This is a genomic window from Breoghania sp., assembly GCF_963674635.1.
GTDB lineage: Bacteria > Pseudomonadota > Alphaproteobacteria > Rhizobiales > Stappiaceae > Breoghania.
In genome coordinates this window covers 3,050,401-3,068,188 of the sequence record NZ_OY771475.1, presented here as the reverse complement: position 1 = coordinate 3,068,188, position 17,788 = coordinate 3,050,401, and the positions used below count along the sequence as shown (strand labels likewise).

At 64.1% G+C, this 17,788-nt stretch carries 15 protein-coding genes; 12 read left to right on the top strand and 3 right to left on the bottom strand.

Going from position 1 to position 17,788, the window contains the following annotated elements:
* Window positions 1-61: 61 nt before the first annotated feature.
* Entirely contained in the window at window positions 62-520 is a 459-nt protein-coding gene (locus ABGM93_RS13350) for a MarR family transcriptional regulator (protein WP_321500183.1), read from the bottom strand.
* Window positions 521-977: 457 nt separating this feature from the next.
* On the opposite strand from ABGM93_RS13350, the gene ABGM93_RS13345 reads away from it, so the two are divergent.
* The 10 genes from ABGM93_RS13345 to ABGM93_RS13300 all read left to right on the top strand — a co-directional run bounded on the left by ABGM93_RS13345 (window position 978) and on the right by ABGM93_RS13300 (window position 11,240).
* The gene (locus ABGM93_RS13345) at window positions 978-2,933 is read left to right on the top strand and encodes an FAD-binding monooxygenase (RefSeq protein WP_321500181.1); all 1,956 of its coding nucleotides are present in this window, start codon (window positions 978-980) and stop codon (window positions 2,931-2,933) included.
* A gap of 78 nt (window positions 2,934-3,011) precedes the next feature.
* Window positions 3,012-3,503, top strand: a complete 492-nt coding sequence (locus ABGM93_RS13340) for a universal stress protein (protein ID WP_319774897.1) — start codon at window positions 3,012-3,014, stop codon at window positions 3,501-3,503.
* A gap of 328 nt (window positions 3,504-3,831) precedes the next feature.
* Window positions 3,832-4,386: a NifU family protein gene (locus ABGM93_RS13335; RefSeq protein WP_321500178.1), complete on the top strand. Its 555-nt coding sequence runs from the start codon at window positions 3,832-3,834 to the stop codon at window positions 4,384-4,386.
* Between the two features lie 144 nt (window positions 4,387-4,530).
* Window positions 4,531-5,193, top strand: a complete 663-nt coding sequence (gene tsaB / locus ABGM93_RS13330) for a tRNA (adenosine(37)-N6)-threonylcarbamoyltransferase complex dimerization subunit type 1 TsaB (protein ID WP_321500176.1) — start codon at window positions 4,531-4,533, stop codon at window positions 5,191-5,193.
* Entirely contained in the window at window positions 5,190-5,732 is a 543-nt protein-coding gene (locus ABGM93_RS13325) for a GNAT family N-acetyltransferase (RefSeq protein WP_321500173.1), read from the top strand. Before tsaB ends, ABGM93_RS13325 begins: the two co-directional genes overlap by 4 nt.
* 162 nt (window positions 5,733-5,894) lie before the next feature.
* Complete coding sequence (locus ABGM93_RS13320; RefSeq protein ID WP_321500171.1) at window positions 5,895-6,773, top strand: lysophospholipid acyltransferase family protein; 879 nt, start codon at window positions 5,895-5,897, stop codon at window positions 6,771-6,773.
* 252 nt (window positions 6,774-7,025) lie between these two features.
* Entirely contained in the window at window positions 7,026-8,441 is a 1,416-nt protein-coding gene (gene miaB / locus ABGM93_RS13315; RefSeq protein ID WP_321500169.1) for a tRNA (N6-isopentenyl adenosine(37)-C2)-methylthiotransferase MiaB, read from the top strand.
* A 62-nt stretch (window positions 8,442-8,503) separates the two neighbouring features.
* Complete coding sequence (locus tag ABGM93_RS13310; protein ID WP_321505889.1) at window positions 8,504-9,526, top strand: PhoH family protein; 1,023 nt, start codon at window positions 8,504-8,506, stop codon at window positions 9,524-9,526.
* 20 nt (window positions 9,527-9,546) lie between these two features.
* The gene (gene ybeY, locus ABGM93_RS13305) at window positions 9,547-10,089 is read left to right on the top strand and encodes an rRNA maturation RNase YbeY (RefSeq protein ID WP_319774903.1); all 543 of its coding nucleotides are present in this window, start codon (window positions 9,547-9,549) and stop codon (window positions 10,087-10,089) included.
* A gap of 17 nt (window positions 10,090-10,106) precedes the next feature.
* Window positions 10,107-11,240 (top strand): hemolysin family protein, encoded by a 1,134-nt coding sequence (locus ABGM93_RS13300; RefSeq protein WP_321500166.1) that lies wholly within the window; start codon window positions 10,107-10,109, stop codon window positions 11,238-11,240.
* A 143-nt stretch (window positions 11,241-11,383) separates the two neighbouring features.
* Here the strand turns inward: ABGM93_RS13300 and ABGM93_RS13295 are convergent, their stop codons facing one another.
* A complete protein-coding gene (locus ABGM93_RS13295; RefSeq protein WP_321500164.1) occupies window positions 11,384-13,288 on the bottom strand; it encodes an EAL domain-containing protein in 1,905 nt (634 codons plus the stop codon).
* A gap of 13 nt (window positions 13,289-13,301) precedes the next feature.
* Window positions 13,302-14,534 carry an FIST N-terminal domain-containing protein gene (locus tag ABGM93_RS13290; RefSeq protein WP_321500162.1) on the bottom strand — a complete coding sequence of 411 codons (1,233 nt, stop codon included), beginning with the start codon at window positions 14,532-14,534 and terminating at the stop codon, window positions 13,302-13,304.
* A gap of 273 nt (window positions 14,535-14,807) precedes the next feature.
* Here ABGM93_RS13290 and lnt point away from each other — a divergent pair, with 273 nt between their 5' ends.
* Window positions 14,808-16,424 (top strand): apolipoprotein N-acyltransferase, encoded by a 1,617-nt coding sequence (lnt, locus tag ABGM93_RS13285; protein ID WP_321500160.1) that lies wholly within the window; start codon window positions 14,808-14,810, stop codon window positions 16,422-16,424.
* Between the two features lie 509 nt (window positions 16,425-16,933).
* Window positions 16,934-17,341 carry a helix-turn-helix transcriptional regulator gene (locus tag ABGM93_RS13280; RefSeq protein WP_321500158.1) on the top strand — a complete coding sequence of 136 codons (408 nt, stop codon included), beginning with the start codon at window positions 16,934-16,936 and terminating at the stop codon, window positions 17,339-17,341.
* Window positions 17,342-17,788: the final 447 nt, after the last annotated feature.

Below are 17,788 nucleotides of genomic sequence, written 5' to 3'. Positions count from 1 at the left end.
GCTGCGACTTGCGACGAATACGAAAAGGGGTCGGCGCATCACCGGCCCCTTTTCACAAGGATCAAACCTGTTTGAGGGGCGCGCGGCTGAGCGCGTTGATCGCCTCCAGCGCCTTCTTCATCAGCCGCAGGAACTCGTCTCTCTCAGGCGCCTCCAGCCCTTGCAGCATCGCCGCCTGCGCGGCCTCCACATGGGGGCGGACGCGGGCGAGCAGGGCGAGGCCGTCTTGCGTCACATGCAGCGTGCGCGCGCGCCGGTCGGTCTTGCTGACCGTGCGGGTCAACAACCCCTTGGCGGCCAGGCGGTCGACGACGCCGGTGATGGTGGTGCGGTCATGGGCGATGAGCCCGGCCAAGGTGACCTGGTCGATGTCGGGTGCGCGCGCGACCTGATCAAGCGCTGCGAACTGCACCGGCGTCAGGTCGAGCCCTGCGCCCTCCACCTCCTGATGGAAGATCGCCACCGCGCTTTGCTGGAGCCGCCGGATCAGGTGGCCCGGCATGTCATTCGCATCGACCATTGTTGATGTTCCCTTCTCCGACCCGGAAGCAGGCCTGCCCTTGCGGCGCAGACTTGAATCATTCTTATTGCAAGTATACTGATAATCAGCATACTGATCAATATCAGGCGGGGAAGCCGGGGGCTTGATCGGTGCATGACTGCATTCGTGGTCAGGTCAAGACCGAGGCGGTAAGGGCCCAGTGTGGTTTGAGTCCAGCGCGGTTCGGGGCCAGTTCGGTTCGAGCCCGCAGCCGATCCTTCGAGACGCGCTCTCGCGAGCGCTCCTCAGGATGACGTTGTGTGTGTGGATGGGGGGTCGATTTCCCAACACGAGAACGTCATCCTGAGGAGCCTGCGCCAGCAGGCGTCTCGAAGGATCGGCTTTCATCCCCCCGCCCAGACAGACACGTGCCATTGCGGACCTGCCCGAGGAGGGGCGGTGTGCGATGGCGCATTCGGCATGGAGGAGGCCGATCATGCAGTTTCATCTCAATGGATTTCAGCCCGGAAACCCCGATATCGCCCCGGCGATGGACGGCGAACAGTCGCAAACCCTGCCTGAAAAGCTCGATGTGCTGATCGTCGGTGGCGGGCCCGCGGGCCTCACGCTTGCCGCCCAGCTTGCCGCCTTCCCGCAAATCGAGACCCGTCTCGTGGAGCGTAAGGACGGTCCGATGAGCCTTGGGCAGGCCGACGGCATCGCCTGTCGCACCATGGAGATGTTCCAGGCCTTCGGCTTTGCCGAGCGGATCGAGCGGGAAGCCTACTGGGTCAACGAGGTGACCTTCTGGAAGCCGGACCCGGCGGAGCGGTCCAACCTCATCCGCCATGGCCGTGTGCAGGACGTGGAGGACGGGCTTTCGGAATTTCCCCATGTGATCCTCAATCAGGCCCGCGTGCATGACTGCTATCTGGATGTGATGGCCAACGGCGCCCGCCGCCTGACGCCGGATTATGGCTGTTCCTTCCTCGATCTGACCGTCGATCCCGACCCGGACGCCTCCCACCCGGTGACGGTGCGCATCGAGCGCGCGGGCAAGGACGGGGCTCCGGCGACGGTTGAAACGGTGCGCGCGCGCTACGTGGTCGGCTGCGATGGGGCGCGGTCCGGCGTGCGTCAGGCTCTGGGCCGGGAATTGCGCGGTGATTCGGCCAATCAGGCCTGGGGCGTGATTGATGTTCTGGCCGTCACGGACTTTCCCGATATCCGGCTGAAGGCCGCGATCCATTCGGCCGATGAGGGCAACGTGCTGATCATCCCGCGCGAGGGCGGCTATCTGGTGCGCCTCTATGTGGAGATGGACAAGCTTGCCGAAAACGAACGCGTCGCCAGCCGCAACATCACGTCCGATCACCTGATTGCCGCCGCCAGGCGCATCTTCCATCCCTATTCGCTGGAGGTGAAGGAGGTGGCGTGGTGGTCTGTCTACGAGATCGGCCAGCGGCTCACCGACCGGTTCGACGATCTGGCCGACGACGAGATTGGCACCCGCACCCCGCGCGTCTTCATCGCGGGCGATGCCTGTCACACCCACAGCCCCAAGGCGGGGCAGGGCATGAATGTCTCCATGCAGGACACGTTCAATCTCGGCTGGAAACTTGCCCATGTGCTGAGCGGGCGAAGCGGGCCGGGCCTGCTGGCGACCTATTCCGACGAGCGGCAGAAAATCGCGCAGGACCTGATCGATTTCGACCGCGACTGGGCGCGCATGTTCTCCGCCCGTCCCAAGGACGAGGCGGCGGGCGCGGATGCCACTGCCGACACCAATGCAGACGCTGACGCCGTCGATCCGGTCGAATTCCAGCGCCACTTCCAGCGTTTTGGCCGCTTCACCGCGGGGGTTGCGACCCACTATCGCCCCTCGCTTCTGACCGGCGACACGGCCCATGCGGATCTGGCGACCGGCTTTCCCCCCGGCATGCGTTTTCACTCCTTCCCCGTCATTCGCCTTGCGGACGCCAAACGCATCCATCTGGGGCACACGGTGAGAGCGGATGGGCGCTGGCGTCTCTTCGCCTTCGCCGATGACAGCGATCCGGCGGATGCCGCCTCTCCTCTCGCCCGTCTGTGCAACTGGCTGGAAAGCGATCCGGCCTCACCCATCCGTCGCTTCACGCGGACCGGCGAGGACATCGATTCGCTCCTCGATCTGCGCGCGATCCTGCCCTTCGGCCATCAGAGCCTGAGCCTTGAGACCCTGCCGTCCCTGCTTTTGCCCAGGAAGGGGCGCTATGGGCTCATCGACTACGAGAAGGTCTTCTGTCCCGACCTGAAGGGCGGGCAGGATATCTATGACGCGCGCGGCATCGACCGGAAAAAGGGCTGTCTGGTTGTGGTTCGGCCCGATCAATATGTGGCGCATGTGTTGCCGCTCGATGCCCGCGATGCGTTGGCCGCCTGTTTCGATGCGATCCTGACACCCGCCAACTGAGGCCCGCAGCCTCTGTCTTTTCCCGAAAGCGACATCAAGAGACTTGCCGCTTTCGGGACCCGGTGGCAGCATGCGCGCATGGTAAAGAGACGCAGCTTCGAGGAAGGCCACCGGCGCAAGTTTCTGGTCGTCGTTGACGAGACGCCGGAATGCGACCGGGCCCTGGTCTATGCGGCAATGCGCGCGGAACGCACCGGCGGGGCCGTTGTCATGCTCTATTGCATCGCCCCCGCCGATTTCCAGCACTGGATCGGCGTGGAGAACATCATGCGCGCCGAAGCGCAGCAGGAGGCCGAGACAACGCTCGCCCGCGCGGCGGAAAAAATCCGCGCCGTTGCCCGTGTGGATCCGGAAAGCGTCATCGTGGAAGGTACGCTTTCCAGCGAGATCATCACCCTGATCGAGGAAGATCAGGATATCGCCATTCTCGTTCTGGCCGCGGGCACGAGTTCCGATGGTCCCGGCCCGCTGGTCTCCTCCTTCGCCTCCAAGAGCGCAGGCACTTTCCCCATTCCCGTCACCATCGTGCCCGGAACGCTGAGCGACGAGGAAATCGCCTCGCTTGCCTGAAAGCGCGCGGCCTTTCCTTGCGGTTGGGGGAAACCGGCCCATCCCCCCTTGTTTGCTTTGCCAAACGACCTATTTGCGCTAGAATGGAATAATTCAAAACTGGCGTGACGGCCGGTGGTTCCTGGACCGGGCGTTTCCTGCGGTGCGACTGCAGTCTCCCGACTGGCGACGTTTTGTCGTCTTGCGGGGTGCGACAGATTGGCAAGGCTGGTCGGCTCAAGTCTCGATCCCGGCGAAATCCGGTGCGCAAGCGGGGCCGATGTCGCGACACGAGGCTCCCACCACCGGCGACGAACACCTAAAGGCAGATCCCCAGAGGGCAGATCCAATGTTCATTCAGACCGAAGCAACGCCCAATCCGGCGACGCTCAAGTTCATTCCGGGCCGCGTGGTGCTCGAAGGCGACACGCGCGACTACCGCGAGGCGGATGGCGCACACGATTCGCCCCTTGCCGAAAAGCTCTTCCAGGTTCCCGGCGTGGCGGGCGTCTATTTCGGTTATGACTTCATCACCGTCACCAAGGACGACAGCGACTGGCAGCACCTGAAGCCTGCCGTGCTCGGCGCGATCATGGAACATTTCATGTCCGGCCAGCCGGTGCTGAAGGCCGATTGCGCGGCGGAGAACGCGGAAGAGTTCTTCGGCGAGGGCGACGGCGAGACGGTGGCGACCATCAAGGAACTGCTGGAGACGCGCGTGCGTCCGGCCGTGGCACAGGATGGTGGCGACATCACCTTCCGCGGCTTCAAGGATGGCATCGTCTATCTCTCCATGCGCGGGGCCTGTGCGGGCTGTCCGTCCTCCACGGCGACGCTGCGCCACGGCATCCAGAACCTGATGCGCCATTTCATTCCCGAAGTGGAAGAAGTGCGGGCGATGTAGGTTTCAGGCGGGGCCGGTCGCATCGTCACCGGCCCTTATCCTTTGCGAAGGTGTGCCAGGCCCGCCCGACCTGCGGCGCGATGCTCGGCTTTTAATCTCATTTCCCCACTCGACAGGACGCTCATGTGACGCTAGCCATGCGCCATGACCCTGCTTGCGCTCGATACCGCCCTTGGGCGTTGTTCCGCCGCCGTTCTCAAGGACGACGGTATGCTTTGCGCTGTCAGCGAAGAGCTTGGCCGCGGCCATGCCGAACGCCTCGCCGGAATGGTGCGTGAGGCGATGGGGCAGGCGGGCGCGGAGTTTTCCGACCTCGACCGTATCGTCGTCACCGTCGGACCGGGCAGTTTCACCGGTTTGCGCGTGGCCCTGTCCGTTGCGCGCGGTTTTGCTGTCGTCGTCTCGCTTGATCTTGTCGGCGTGACGACGCTTGCGGCCATCGCCGACGGCGCGCGCGAGGCGGCGGGCGGACACCCAATCGCGATTGCCCTGCCCGCGCGCGGCGGTGAGGTCTATGCGCAGGTCTTTGACGCGACGGGCGCCGCTCTCGGTGAGCCTGCGGCCCTTGAGGCGGCGGATTTTGCCAGGGACCTTGCGCCCGGCACCCGGCTTGGCGGTGCGGCTGCCGATGCGATTGCGGGCTTGCGGCCCGACCTTGAGATCATCGACCGCTCGGCTGCGCCCGATATCGCCTGTGTGGCGCGGCTGGGGCTTGCCGCCCCGGTGCCGGATGCGCCGCCCGCCCCGCTCTATCTGAAACCACCCGACGCCAAGCCGCAGACGCGTTTCAGGATCGCGCGCGCATGATCGGGCGCTGGTTTTACCCCGCACCGCCGCGCGTCAGCGAGGCCGAGCGTGAAGACTTCCCGATCATGGCGGAGTTGCACGAGCTGTCCTTTGTCCGGGACTGGAGCGAGGAAGAGATTGCCTCGCTCATGGCGGGCGACGGGGTGTTCGCATTGGTGACGCGCCGCGCCGCGCCCACGGCCTCGCGCCGTCCCATCGGCTTCGTGATGGTGCGCGCCGTGGCAGATGAGGCAGAAATCCTGACCATTGCGGTTCACCCGCGCTGGCGTGGTCGCGGGCACGGCAAGCTGCTGATGGAAGCGGCCATGCGCCGCCTCTATGCCGACCGTGTGCTCAACATCTTTCTTGAGGTCGATGCGGAGAATGGCTCCGCTTGCGCGCTTTACGAGCGGCTGGGCTTCAAGGTGGTGGGCGAGCGCAAGGGGTATTATGCGGCAACCGGCAAGGATGGCGAGGCCTCGACGGCGCTTGTCATGCGCCGCGAAATGACACCGCCGCAGCGCCCGCTCAAGGGTGGGCTGGGGGCTGGGAAGACCTGAGAGGGGCCGGTCCGGTCCGCTGTCATCCCTTTGACGCAGGATGTGGGCTAGCTGAGCGCGCCCTTGTCGTGCGGTTTGACCTCGTCGGCGCGTGCGCGATATTGCAGGATCTGTCGTCGCTTGCGCGATCGATCCCGACCTGAGTGAGGAGACTTCAAGGCCATGCCCGCCCTGCGCGCCTGTCTGGCGATTGCCGGCTTGACCGTCGTCACGCTCATTCTTCTGCCACTGCAATGGCTTGCGGTGCGCTATGGCTGGCAGGTCAGGCGCACGATCCCGGTTCTGTTTCACCGGGTGGGATGCTGGCTCCTGGGGGTGCGTGTCACCGAACGGGGCCGGCTTTGCGCAACGCGCCCGCTGCTGGTGAGCGCCAATCATGTTTCCTGGCTCGATATCGTGGTGCTGGGCTCGCGCGTGCCGCTTTCCTTCATCGCCAAATCGGAAGTGGCGAGCTGGCCGCTTTTCGGCACCTTCGCGCGCCTGCAACGCTCGGTCTTCGTCAACCGCCAGCGCCGCTCCGCCACGGGGCGTACGAATTCCGAAATCGCCGAACGGCTCGCCGACGGCGATGCCATGGTGCTCTTTGCCGAAGGAACCTCCTCCGACGGCTCAAGGGTCCTGCCCTTTCGAAGCGCCCTGATCGGGGCGGCGCAGGCAGCCCTTGCCGGCAATGGCGCGGCGGGGGCCGAGACCGTCTGGGTGCAGCCGCTCGCCATCGTCTATACGCGCCTTCAGGGCCTGCCGCTCGACCGGCGCACCCGCCCGCTCATCGGCTGGTACGGCGACATGGATCTCGCCCCGCATCTGTGGCGGCTGATGAAGGAAGGCGCGGTGGATGTGGAGCTGGTCTGGGGCGAACCGGTGGCCGTGACCCCGTCCACCAGCCGCAAGGCCTTGACCTTGCAGCTGGAAGAGACCGTGCGTGAGGCGCTCATGGCCACCCTTCAGGCGCGCGAACCGGCGACGCGGATCACCGGTGCGAAGGACGTTTCGCCATTGGCGTCGCCCGATGCGCCTCAAAACATTGCCGCGCCGCAATAACAGCCTATTCTCTTATCTTCGAAAAAACGCTACTTCTGAGGTCGAGAACGTCTCGCCGGGGCTTTTTTTGCCCCGTGCATTGACAAATGCCCCTGCGAAGCAGAGGAAGCGGCCTGCAAAAATGAAGGGATGGTTCCCGTATTTTGAGGTCTTCTCCTTGAAAAGGGCTCCCTTAACTCCCGCATCGTGCATGCTGAGGCGCAAGGCCCCGGCTGCACCGGACAATGCCTGCAAGGTCTGGTTTCGACATTCATGAGTGACGCCAAGAAAGTCTTCGTTCGTACCTATGGCTGCCAGATGAACGTCTACGATTCCGATCGTATGACGGATGCGCTGGCGCCCGAAGGCTACGCCAGCACGGACACCCTTGAGGACGCCGATCTCGTCATCCTGAACACCTGCCACATCCGCGAGAAGGCGGCGGAAAAGGTCTATTCCGAAATCGGCCGCATTCGGAAGCTGAAGGATGCGCGCGCGGAAACCGCAAGGCCGATGACGCTGGCGGTGGCCGGGTGTGTGGCGCAGGCCGAGGGCGAGGAGATCATGCACCGTGCGCCCGCGGTCGATCTGGTCTTCGGTCCGCAAAGCTATCACCGCCTGCCGGAATTGCTGAAGCGCGCGGGCGCGGGCGATCGGGTGGTGGAGACGGATCTGCCCACCGAGGACAAGTTCAAGGCACTGCCCGCTGCCTCGCGCGAAGTGACGCTGAAGCGCGGCGTGACCGCCTTCCTCACCGTGCAGGAAGGCTGTGACAAGTTCTGCACCTTCTGCGTGGTGCCCTATACCCGCGGTGCGGAGGTTTCACGCCCGATCGCGCAGGTGCTTGATGAAGCCCGCCGTCTGGCGGATGCCGGTGTGCGTGAGGTGACGCTTCTGGGCCAGAACGTCAACGCCTATCACGGCAAGGGGCCGGACGGCGCGGACTGGGGCCTTGGCCGCCTGCTTCATGCGCTGGCCGACATTCCCGGCCTCGATCGTCTGCGCTACACCACCTCCCATCCGCGCGACATGGATGACGAGCTGATGGCCGCGCACCGGGATCTGGATGCGCTGATGCCCTATCTGCACCTGCCCGTGCAGGCCGGGTCCGACCGTATTCTCGGCATGATGAACCGCAAGCACACGGCCGCCGAATACATGGCGCTGGTGGAGCGCATCCGCGCCGCCCGCCCTGACATCGCGCTTTCCGGCGACTTCATCGTGGGTTTCCCGGGGGAGACGGAAGACGATTTCCGCGCCACCATGAAGCTGGTGGAAGAGGTCGGCTATGCCTCGGCCTTCTCGTTCAAATACAGCCCGCGTCCCGGCACGCCCGGTGCGGCGCTTGATGATCAGGTGCCCGAAGAGGTCAAGTCGGAACGCCTCGCCCGCCTTCAGGCGCTGCTGTCGCAGCAGCAGCAGGCTTTCAACGCCTCCAAGCGCGGCGCGGTGATGGATGTTCTGTTTGAGAAGCCGGGCCGGTTCGAAGGCCAGCTCGGCGGGCGCTCGCCCTGGCTTCAGGCGGTTCACGTGGACGCGCCGGCGGAGCTTTTCGGCGAGATCCGCCAGGTTGTGATCGAGGATGTCGGCCCCAATTCCCTTGTGGGCCGGTTGACCGGTGATGAGGCGGCGGCAAGGCCGTCGGGTGCGGATGGCCGCGTGGCGGCGGAAGCAGGAGGCAGGGCTTGACGGGGGATACCCCAGCACAAGGTGCCGAAGGTGTGGTCGGCGGGTCGGTGCCCGCTTCCGACATGACCCATGTGGTCGTGGCCTTCGATGACAACCGTCTCATTGGCGATCTGTTCGGTCAGTTCGACCAGAACCTGGCATTGATCGAGCGCCGTCTGGGCGTGGAAGCGGTCGCGCGCGGCAACCAGGTGGCCATCAAGGGCACACAGGATGGCTGCGAACAGGCGCGTCTGGCGCTGGAGGGGCTCTATCATCGCCTCCAGCAGGGCCACGAGCTGCATCCCGGCGATGTGGAAGGCGCGATCCGCATGGCGAGCGCGGAAACCGGCCAGCTCTCGCTGCCCACGATGGAGCCGCGCTCAAAGCTGGCCTTCGCGCAGATTTCCACCAAACGCAAGACCGTCGTCGCCCGCACGCCCGCGCAGGATGCCTATATCCGCGCGATGGACCGGGCCGATCTGGTCTTCGGCATCGGGCCTGCGGGCACCGGCAAGACCTTCCTTGCGGTGGCCTATGCGGCGGCGTTGCTGGAACGCGGCGAGATCGACCGGATCATCCTGTCGCGTCCGGCTGTTGAAGCGGGCGAACGCCTCGGCTTCCTGCCCGGCGACATGAAGGAAAAGGTCGATCCCTATCTGCGGCCGCTCTATGACGCGCTTTACGAGATGATGCCCGGCGAAAAGGTGGAACGCGCCATCCTTTCCGGCGTCATCGAGGTCGCGCCGCTCGCCTTCATGCGCGGACGGACTTTGTCCAATGCGGTGGTGATCCTCGATGAGGCGCAGAACACCACCTCCATGCAGATGAAGATGTTCCTGACCCGCCTGGGCGACAACGCCAAGATGATCGTCACCGGCGATCCCAGCCAGATCGACCTGCCGCGCGGCATGGTCTCGGGGCTGCGCGAGGCGCTTGCCGTGCTCGACGGAGTGGAAGGCATCACGCGCGTACGCTTTACCGACAAGGACGTGGTGCGCCACGAACTTGTCGCGCGCATCGTCGCCGCCTATGACCGCGCCACCGCGCAAGGCGAGGACGGCTCCGGCGCGGATGCGGGCCACACCACCCCGCCCCGGCGCGGGTGAGGGGCTGGAGAAGCAGGGTCATGATGCCGACACGCGGCGATGCGGGGCAGGTCCCCGACGATCTGGAAATCGATCTGACGATCAATGCAGAGGGCTGGCCGGAGGAAGAGACGCTGGAAGCCCTCGCGAACCGGGCCATTGCGGCGGTTTTCGCGACAGCGGATCTGCGCTACCTGCCGGGCTCCGAACTGAGCCTCGTCTTTTCCGATGATGCCGAAGTTCAGGTGCTCAATCGCGATTACCGGGGCAAGGACAAGCCGACAAACGTGCTCTCCTTTCCCGGCGGCGATGAGGAGGGGCCGGTTTTCGGCCCCCTTCTGGGCGATATCGTGCTGGCCCGCGAGACGGTGCTGCGCGAGGCGGAAGAAGGCGCGCTCGCCTTCGATGCGCATCTCATTCACTTAATCGTACACGGAACTCTTCATCTTTTCGGGTATGATCACCAAATTGACTCAGAGGCCGACATAATGGAGAGCCTCGAAACCCGGATCCTGGCAAGCCTCGGCATCGCCGACCCTTACCTGAATGATCCGCAAACACAGGACGAGACACGGTCGCTTTGATGCGGCCGGACGAGACGATGACATTGCCTGAAACTTCAGATCCCGGGCCGTCTTCAGCCGAGGAACCCGGCCAGAGTTCCACCGCGCCTGCTTCCCGTCATGATGGCGAAGCGGAGCGCGACTCGCGACCTTGGCTATCGCGCCTTATCAGCCAACTGGTGCTGCGCAGAAACGGCAGCCTTCGTGAAAATCTGGAACACGTGCTCGCCGCCGATTATGGCGGAGACGCGAATTTCTCGCCGGAAGAACGGGTTCTTCTGGGCAACATCCTGCGCCTGCGCGAGGTGCGGGTGGACGATGTCATGGTTCCGCGTGCCGATATCGACGCGGTCGACGAGAACATTTCGCTTGCCGAACTCATGGAGGTGTTCCGCACCTCCGGACATTCGCGCATGCCGGTCTATCATGACACGCTCGACGATCCGCGTGGCATGGTTCACATCAAGGACCTGCTGGGGTTCTTCTCCGGTGCGTTGAACGGCACGGCGAACACCGTCACGAAAGACGCAGGAGCGACCGGGGACGCCGATGAGGGCTCCGGTGAGGCGGGCGCGGAATCCGGTGGCGGCCCCGCTCCCTGTCAGCTTGACCTGAGCCAGCCCCTCAGCGATTTCGACATCATCCGTCCGGTTCTCTTTGTTCCGCCCTCCATGCGCGCCGCCGACCTGATGGCCCAGATGCAGGCCTCGCGCGTGCAGATGGCGCTCGTCATCGACGAATATGGCGGTACCGATGGCCTCGTCTCTCTGGAAGACCTTGTTGAAACCGTCGTCGGCGACATCGAGGACGAATATGACGAGGACGAGGAGCCGATGCTCGTGCGCCAGAACGAGGCGGCCTGGGTCGCCGATGCGCGCGTGATGATAGAGGATCTTCAGGAAGAGCTCGGCGACGCCTTCGATATCGGGGAGATGTCGGAGGAAATCGATACGCTGGGCGGCCTGCTCTTCACGCTTGTCGGCCGGGTGCCGGTGCGCGGCGAGGTGATCACCGCGCCCAACATGCAAGACTTCGAGTTCGAGGTGATCGATGCCGATCCGCGCCGTGTGAAGCGGGTCAAGATCCTGCGTCAGTCCGGCCTGGAGGCTGCGAGTGCGGAGGGCCGCCGCAGGCCGCGCCGCGCAGATGGCGAGGACATGGCCGCGGAATAGAAACATGGCCGCGCAAGAGACGGCGGCGGCCTGTTCGCCGCCCCTCTCATTTCTTCCATTTCCGGAAAATCGAACTTCGGGGCGGATCCGTTCGCCCCGTCTGCTTTTTGTGTCTGCCGTCCGCCCGTTCTGCGCGTCTTCGCTCAGCCAACCTCGGCGGCGATTTGCGGCAGCTCGGTTCCCTGCCATTCGATGGCCCGCGGCACCGACATCGGACGCGAGAAATAGTAGCCCTGAACGGTGTCTACGGAGGTCTCGCGGGCGAGATAGGTCAATTCCTGCAGCTTCTCCACGCCTTCGGCCACGATTTGCAGGTTCATCGACTGGGCAAGCCGCTCGATGGCCCGCAGGATGCGCTGATTGACCGGGTTCTCATGGATATTGGTAATGAAGGTGCGATCGATCTTGAGTTCGTGCGCCTCCAGTTCTGCGATGACCGAAAGCGAGGAATAGCCGGTGCCGAAATCGTCGATGGCGAGGCGGATGCCCGCGGCGCTCAGCATCGGCTGGACAAGCGCGCGGAACTGCGGCGCCTGGACCATCGCATCCTCGGTCAGTTCCAGAACAATCCGCTTGGCGCGACCGCTGGCGACGACCATGGCCACCAGTTCCGACATGAAAACAGGGTCGTTGGCCTGAATGCCGGCAATGTTGATGGAGATCGTCGTCGTGTTCCCGAACCGCTCGTCCAGCCGGTCGAAGGTGGCCAGGGCGTCCTGGGTGACGGCCATCGTGATGTGATTGAGCAGGCCCAGTTCGCTGGCCGCACGGATGAATTCGCCCGGCGAACGCACCGTCCCGTCATCCTCGCGCCATCGTGCCAGCGCCTCGAAACCGGTGACGCGGTAATCGGAAATGCGCACCTTGGGCTGCAAGGCGGCCTCGAAGTCCCTGTTCTCCACCGCCTCGCGCAACAGCCGTTCAAGCTGCATGGAACTGTAGAGCGCGCGGCCCATTTCCTGCGAGAAGAACACCACCGCCCCGTGACGTTCCGCCTTGGAGCGGTACATGGCGTAGTCGGCGTTGCGGCGCAGGTCGGCGTAGGTCGCGCCATTTTCCGGGCACAGGCTGACGCCGATGGAAACGGTCACATCCACCCGGTTGCCAAGCAGCAGATAGGTGCCGCACAGGGCGTTGCGAATGCGCTTCAGGCGGTCCTGCGCGTGTTGCATGTCCCTCAGCCCGGACAAGGCGATAATGAACTCGTCGCCGCTCATGCGCGACACGCAGTCCTTTTCGCCGGCCTCTGCCGAAAGCCGCTCGGCGATCGCCTTCAACAGCATGTCTCCGGCCTCGTGGCCGAAATAGTCGTTGATCCGCTTGAACCGGTCGATATCGACGAAGATCAGGGCGAGCCGCTCATCCTCTTCGCGCTCCGCCAGCGCGGCCGTGACATGTTGTTTCAAACGCGCACGGTTGCCGACGCCGGTCAGGTCGTCATGCAACGCGCGGTATTCCAGAATGCGGGTAAGCTCCTGAAGGCGCAGGTTTTCCGACACGCTGAGGTGATGCCGCCGAATGCCCAGCGCGTGGGAGGCGAGCAGGGCGAAACGCTGCCCCATGACCACATCGTCGCGCGTGAAGCCGATTTTTTCCGGGTCGCGCAGCAGCACGATCGCGCCGCGCCGCGCCTCAAGCCGGATCGGCAGGAACATGGCTGGCTGATCGGCGCTCACCAGCTCCGGGTGGTCGGTGATCGGGGTTCGGCCATAGTGTTCCAGCTTGGCGCGCGCGCGCCCGTTCAAAACCTTGCGCATCATGCGCGACTTCATCCACCGGGTTCCAATCAGCGAGACCGACGTGGCCGCGATGCACTCCATCTCCTCGCCCTCATCGACCAAGGCGCAGGCGGTTTCGAAGTCGAACACATCGCGCAGGGAGGAAAACACGACCTGAAACGGATCGATCCCGTCATCCAGAGCCAGCAGAGAGTGCAAGCCGGAAAAGAGAAGCTTGGACTCGTAAGCCTGTGCCCGCAGGAGTTCGTTTTCCTGCTGCAGGGTCTGCAGGGTCTCACGAAGAGAAGATATGGATTGCAGATCGTCCATTGGGTCGAATTGCCTAACAACCGAATACGACAGCGGAAATCATCAGATTTCCGTGTTTGTTGACACCAAGGACCGGCCCCTGCTCGCCGAAGGTGAAGCAGGTCAGTATCGGCAAGTCGCCGAGCTGCTCCTTGAGTGTTTCCGAAAGCCCCGACAGTCTGTCTTTGCTGGCCATGTTCGCGGCGCCGCAAAGGGTCAACAGGGCTGCGACGGGTTGGGTCTCCGCGATTTGCTGGGCCGCCTGCTGGGAGACCCGACCTGCGCGCCGGATCAGCAGTTGCGGATCGCGGCGCACGCAGTAGATGTCCTCGCCTTCGACCACGTCGGCAAGCGTCGTGAGCGCGCCGTCGGGACGCAGCCTGCACGGATGAACGAGACAACAGCGTGGCGATCCGTCTTCTCCGCCCCGCAAGACGGCGAGCGGGGTCATCGAGCTCTCCGCTATGATGGAACCGCCGGTTTCCAGAAAGGGCGCAAGTGTGCCGCCGATCCAGCTGTTGTAGAGAGGACCGGCCGGTTTTCCGTCGATCTCAAGGATGGTGCGCCCGCGCGCGCCTTCCTCGATGCGCGTGATCCTGCCGCCCGCCCCGCGTAATTCCTCGCAGTTGGCGAAACCCGGCTCGGAGGTGCCCTGAAATCCGATCCCCAGCATCTGCGAGGGAAACAGCGCGCAGACCACGACGGCCTCCGACATCGCCTCGCCGCCACAGATCTGGCTCCATTTGCCGGACAAGGTGCGGTCGCCGGAGCTGCCGCCGATGATCGGGCAGCGGTCGCCGACAATCTGCTTGAGGCCGCTAAGGATCTCTTCCTCGTGCCCCGGTGTCTGAAAGGTCCAGATGAGATCGGGCAGTTCGCTCGTGCAGTCCGCCGCAAGCAGCGCGGCGTGAAGGGCGTCCTGGGCCGCGGCAGCCGGGTCGTCGCCGAGGGGGCGCGCGGCAACGCCGAAATCGCCCTGCGGATCGGACACCATGAGAACTCCGATGGAACCGGGTCCGTGCAGACCGTCCTGATCCAGGATGCCGCCGGTGGAACTGCCACCGAGAATGGCCGCGTGCGGATAGCGTTCATGCAATGTGCGGGCGATCTCCGTTCCGTCATGGTCCTCGCCATAGAAGGCGAAGATGATATCCGGGATCAGAGCCACGCCATTGAGCGCGCTTTGCAGATTGTCCCGGACCGGGCCGGGCGCGCCGCCGCTTTCCGTTCCGCTTGCCTCGTCAACGGTTATGGATGCAGCCCGCATCGAAGTAAACTCGTCACACTGTTTGAGGTTGGCTCGACGGCCCTGGAGCCTTTTCGCACCGGAGGAACACCATGAGCCGGCGGCCCTGTCACGTCATGGCTGAGGACCACATAACCCCTGAAATTCCTAACATTTTCCTTTCGCGAGGCCCTGTAAGCAGATGTCCGGATAGCCGGGCGGGGAGCCTGGACTTGACCCGCATCGACCGTCTGCGCACATGATGCGGCGGTCGCCAGAGCGTCGATTCGTGCGGCCTTCATTTGGGATTTCGCGATGATCCACGCAGTGGCGGACAAGCTGATCTTGACATGGGGCTGGCGGCGCTGGAGCGCCGCCTTCGTGCTTGGGGCCGTCGCCTCGCTCTCGCAGGCGCCCTATGACTGGTTCTTCGTTCTCTGGCTCTCCTTTCCCGGGCTTGTCTGGTTGCTCGATGCCACCGTCACAGACGAGGCTGACGGAAAAGGTCGCTCGCTTCGCGCCGCAGCCGCCGTCGGCTGGTGGTTCGGCTTCGGTTACTTTCTCGCCGGACTGTGGTGGATCGGCTCCGCCTTTCTGGTGGAGGCGGATGCCTTTGCCTGGATGATCCCCTTCGCCGTTCTCGCCATGCCCGCCGGTCTTGCGCTTTTCTTCGCGGCGGCGGCGCTCTTGGCGCGCTTCTTCTGGATGGAGGGCGCCATCCGGGTCCTGGTTCTGGGCGCGAGCCTGGCGGGTTTCGAATGGCTGCGTGGGCATGTGCTGACCGGCTTTCCGTGGAATGCCATCGGTTATGGTTTCGCCGCCAACACGCTGATGATGCAGCCGGCCGCGCTCATTGGCGTCTATGGGCTCGGCCTCGTCGGCTTCATCGTCTTTGCAAGCCCGGCGGTTCTGGCCGACACAACCTCTTTGCGCAGGCGGCTGGCCTTTGTTGGCGCGGCGGGCGTCCTCTTTGCCGGCTGTCTCTTGTATGGCGCGGTCCGGCTGGCGCAGGACGGCCCGGCGGACGTGCCGGATGTGCGCCTGCGTATCGTCCAGCCCAATATTCCGCAGGCGGAGAAATGGGTGCCGGGCAACGAAAAGTGGATCTTCGAGCGCTATCTGGACCTGTCGGCGGCCCCTCTCGGCCCCGAAGACACTCGCCTTGACGGCATTACCCACGTGATCTGGCCGGAATCCGCCTTCCCCTTCATCCTGACCGAGCAACCCCGCGCTCTGGCGGCGATCGATGCACTTCTGCCGGAGGGAACGGTCCTGATCACGGGGGCGGCGCGCGCGGAACCGGCCGCGGAGCCCAGACCCGACCACGAGACCGACTACTACAATTCCGTCTATGTGATTGCCGACGACGCCACCATCATCGAAGCCTATGACAAGGTGCATCTGGTGCCCTTCGGCGAATATCTGCCGCTCAGGGGCCTTTTGACGAAGCTCGGGGTGGAAAATCTGGTGCGCATGCCGGGCGGCTTTTCGGCAGGCTATGCACGCCGCAATCTGACCGCCCCCGGCGCGCCGTCCTTCTCACCGCTGATTTGCTATGAGGCGATCTTTCCACTTTCGGTGGTGTCGAAAGGCAAGCGCCCGGAATGGTTGCTTAATTTGACGAACGACTCATGGTTCGGCGACACACCCGGCCCCCACCAGCACCTGCGCCAGACGCGGCTCAGGGCCGTGGAGGAGGGGCTGCCCGTGGTGCGCGATGCCAATACCGGCATCTCGGCCGTCATTGATGCGCGCGGACGGGTGCGCGGCAAATTGCCGCTGGGTCATGCCGGGGCTTTCGATTCCCCCCTTCCCGCAGCCGAGGGACCGACCCTTTACGCCAGGGCAGGAGACTGGCCGTTGGCCCTGTCAATTGTGACCATATTTGCGTTTGCGGGAGCCTTCAGGCGCCGGAGCGTCAACCGACGCTGATTGACGATAAATTCCATGATAAAAACAACATATTGTAGTAATTGACTAGGATGTACGGGAACGGGCATTATTTGGCCATCGCAAGCGAATTGCGGGGGTAGAACCCGTCCTTGCAACCCAGCCGAATGGATGGGGGGGGAGATGAGCGGGACTGCTCCAACCGTATGAACAGGTTGTCGTGGGACAGGGGGGCAAGCTCCCGTTCCAGAGCGGCCTACGCTGACCTTGCCTGTATCCGCTTTGCCCGTATCGCCTTTGAAAGCATGCGGCGGGAGGGGGGGCGACGTCCTGTCCGGGGGCGGTGTCCGGGGTTTCTGTAAACTGCCGCAGGGGTTAGTATTATAACGTAAGTTGTCGAAGCCGAAATCGGAGAGGATCCGCGGTAGGCGACGGGTGCAACCGGAAGCGTCGCTCTCTCGCACGGGTGTGGGAGGCGCTGAACAAGAGCGACGCCAGGGTTGCGGCGGAGGATGCCGCCGGCTTCGGCAAAAACAATGAAGGCGAAAAAAATGCCCAGTAAGAAAGCACCCAACCCCATTGACGTGCACGTCGGCAGTCGCATCCGGCTACGTCGCATGATGCTTGGAATGTCCCAGGAAAAGCTGGGAGAAAGTCTTGGCATTACATTCCAGCAGATCCAGAAATACGAAAAGGGAACAAACCGTGTCGGCGCCAGTCGCCTGCAGCATATTGCAACCGTTCTGAAGGTCCCGATCTCGTTCTTCTTCGAGGACGCGCCGGGCACGCCCGAGGAGGGCGGTGGCTTCGCGGAAGCCCAGCCCACCTCATATGTGGTGGACTTCCTGTCCAGTTCGGAAGGCCTGGCGCTCAATCGTGCCTTCGTGCGGATCGAGGACAGCCGTGTGCGTCGCCGGATCGTCGACCTGGTGCGCTCCGTCGCGGGCGAGGAGGCCTGATCCTCGGATCCGGTTCCCGCAAGCGCCGATGCTCTGCTTCAGGCCGCCCGCGCGGGCGGCCTCCCCACAGCCTTGCCGCAAGGCAGGCTTTTTCGAGAAAGCCTCTCTTCAATTCACGTTGACAGGCGCGTGCGAAGACAGGCGCGTGCGAAACCGCGCCGATGTGACGTAGGGTTTTCGATTCTCGCCCCGCAGCGCGCGTGTCATACGCCGCCTTCCGCCCGTCTTTTCCCGGTATTGGCATTTTCTGAAACCTGTTTGCCGGTCCGCTTCCCGGCGGGCCTCTGCGCGCATGTTCGACGTTCGAGCGGGCCCACCTTCACCTGAGGATTAATCTGGTATCGCAAGGGGTTGCGCGGCTGAGCGCCGGCCTCTCCAGCGCTGCCGCTAGGGAAGGTTCGGGCGATGGCGGCGAGGGGATCCGTGCCTCTGCCCGTTGTTGGAAGG

What these genes read in the sequence shown, in the direction of transcription:
- ABGM93_RS13320 (WP_321500171.1), top strand. Translation starts at nt 5,895, where the DNA reads ATGCCCGCCCTGCGCGCCTGTCTGGCGATTGCCGGCTTGACCGTCGTC.
- ABGM93_RS13295 (WP_321500164.1), bottom strand. Translation starts at nt 13,288, where the DNA reads ATGGACGATCTGCAATCCATATCTTCTCTTCGTGAGACCCTGCAGACC.
- tsaB (WP_321500176.1), top strand. Translation starts at nt 4,531, where the DNA reads ATGACCCTGCTTGCGCTCGATACCGCCCTTGGGCGTTGTTCCGCCGCC.
- ABGM93_RS13280 (WP_321500158.1), top strand. Translation starts at nt 16,934, where the DNA reads ATGCCCAGTAAGAAAGCACCCAACCCCATTGACGTGCACGTCGGCAGT.
- ABGM93_RS13300 (WP_321500166.1), top strand. Translation starts at nt 10,107, where the DNA reads ATGACATTGCCTGAAACTTCAGATCCCGGGCCGTCTTCAGCCGAGGAA.
- ABGM93_RS13345 (WP_321500181.1), top strand. Translation starts at nt 978, where the DNA reads ATGCAGTTTCATCTCAATGGATTTCAGCCCGGAAACCCCGATATCGCC.
- miaB (WP_321500169.1), top strand. Translation starts at nt 7,026, where the DNA reads ATGAGTGACGCCAAGAAAGTCTTCGTTCGTACCTATGGCTGCCAGATG.
- lnt (WP_321500160.1), top strand. Translation starts at nt 14,808, where the DNA reads ATGATCCACGCAGTGGCGGACAAGCTGATCTTGACATGGGGCTGGCGG.
- ABGM93_RS13340 (WP_319774897.1), top strand. Translation starts at nt 3,012, where the DNA reads ATGGTAAAGAGACGCAGCTTCGAGGAAGGCCACCGGCGCAAGTTTCTG.
- ABGM93_RS13325 (WP_321500173.1), top strand. Translation starts at nt 5,190, where the DNA reads ATGATCGGGCGCTGGTTTTACCCCGCACCGCCGCGCGTCAGCGAGGCC.
- ABGM93_RS13290 (WP_321500162.1), bottom strand. Translation starts at nt 14,534, where the DNA reads ATGCGGGCTGCATCCATAACCGTTGACGAGGCAAGCGGAACGGAAAGC.
- ABGM93_RS13335 (WP_321500178.1), top strand. Translation starts at nt 3,832, where the DNA reads ATGTTCATTCAGACCGAAGCAACGCCCAATCCGGCGACGCTCAAGTTC.
- ABGM93_RS13350 (WP_321500183.1), bottom strand. Translation starts at nt 520, where the DNA reads ATGGTCGATGCGAATGACATGCCGGGCCACCTGATCCGGCGGCTCCAG.
- ABGM93_RS13310 (WP_321505889.1), top strand. Translation starts at nt 8,504, where the DNA reads ATGACCCATGTGGTCGTGGCCTTCGATGACAACCGTCTCATTGGCGAT.
- ybeY (WP_319774903.1), top strand. Translation starts at nt 9,547, where the DNA reads ATGATGCCGACACGCGGCGATGCGGGGCAGGTCCCCGACGATCTGGAA.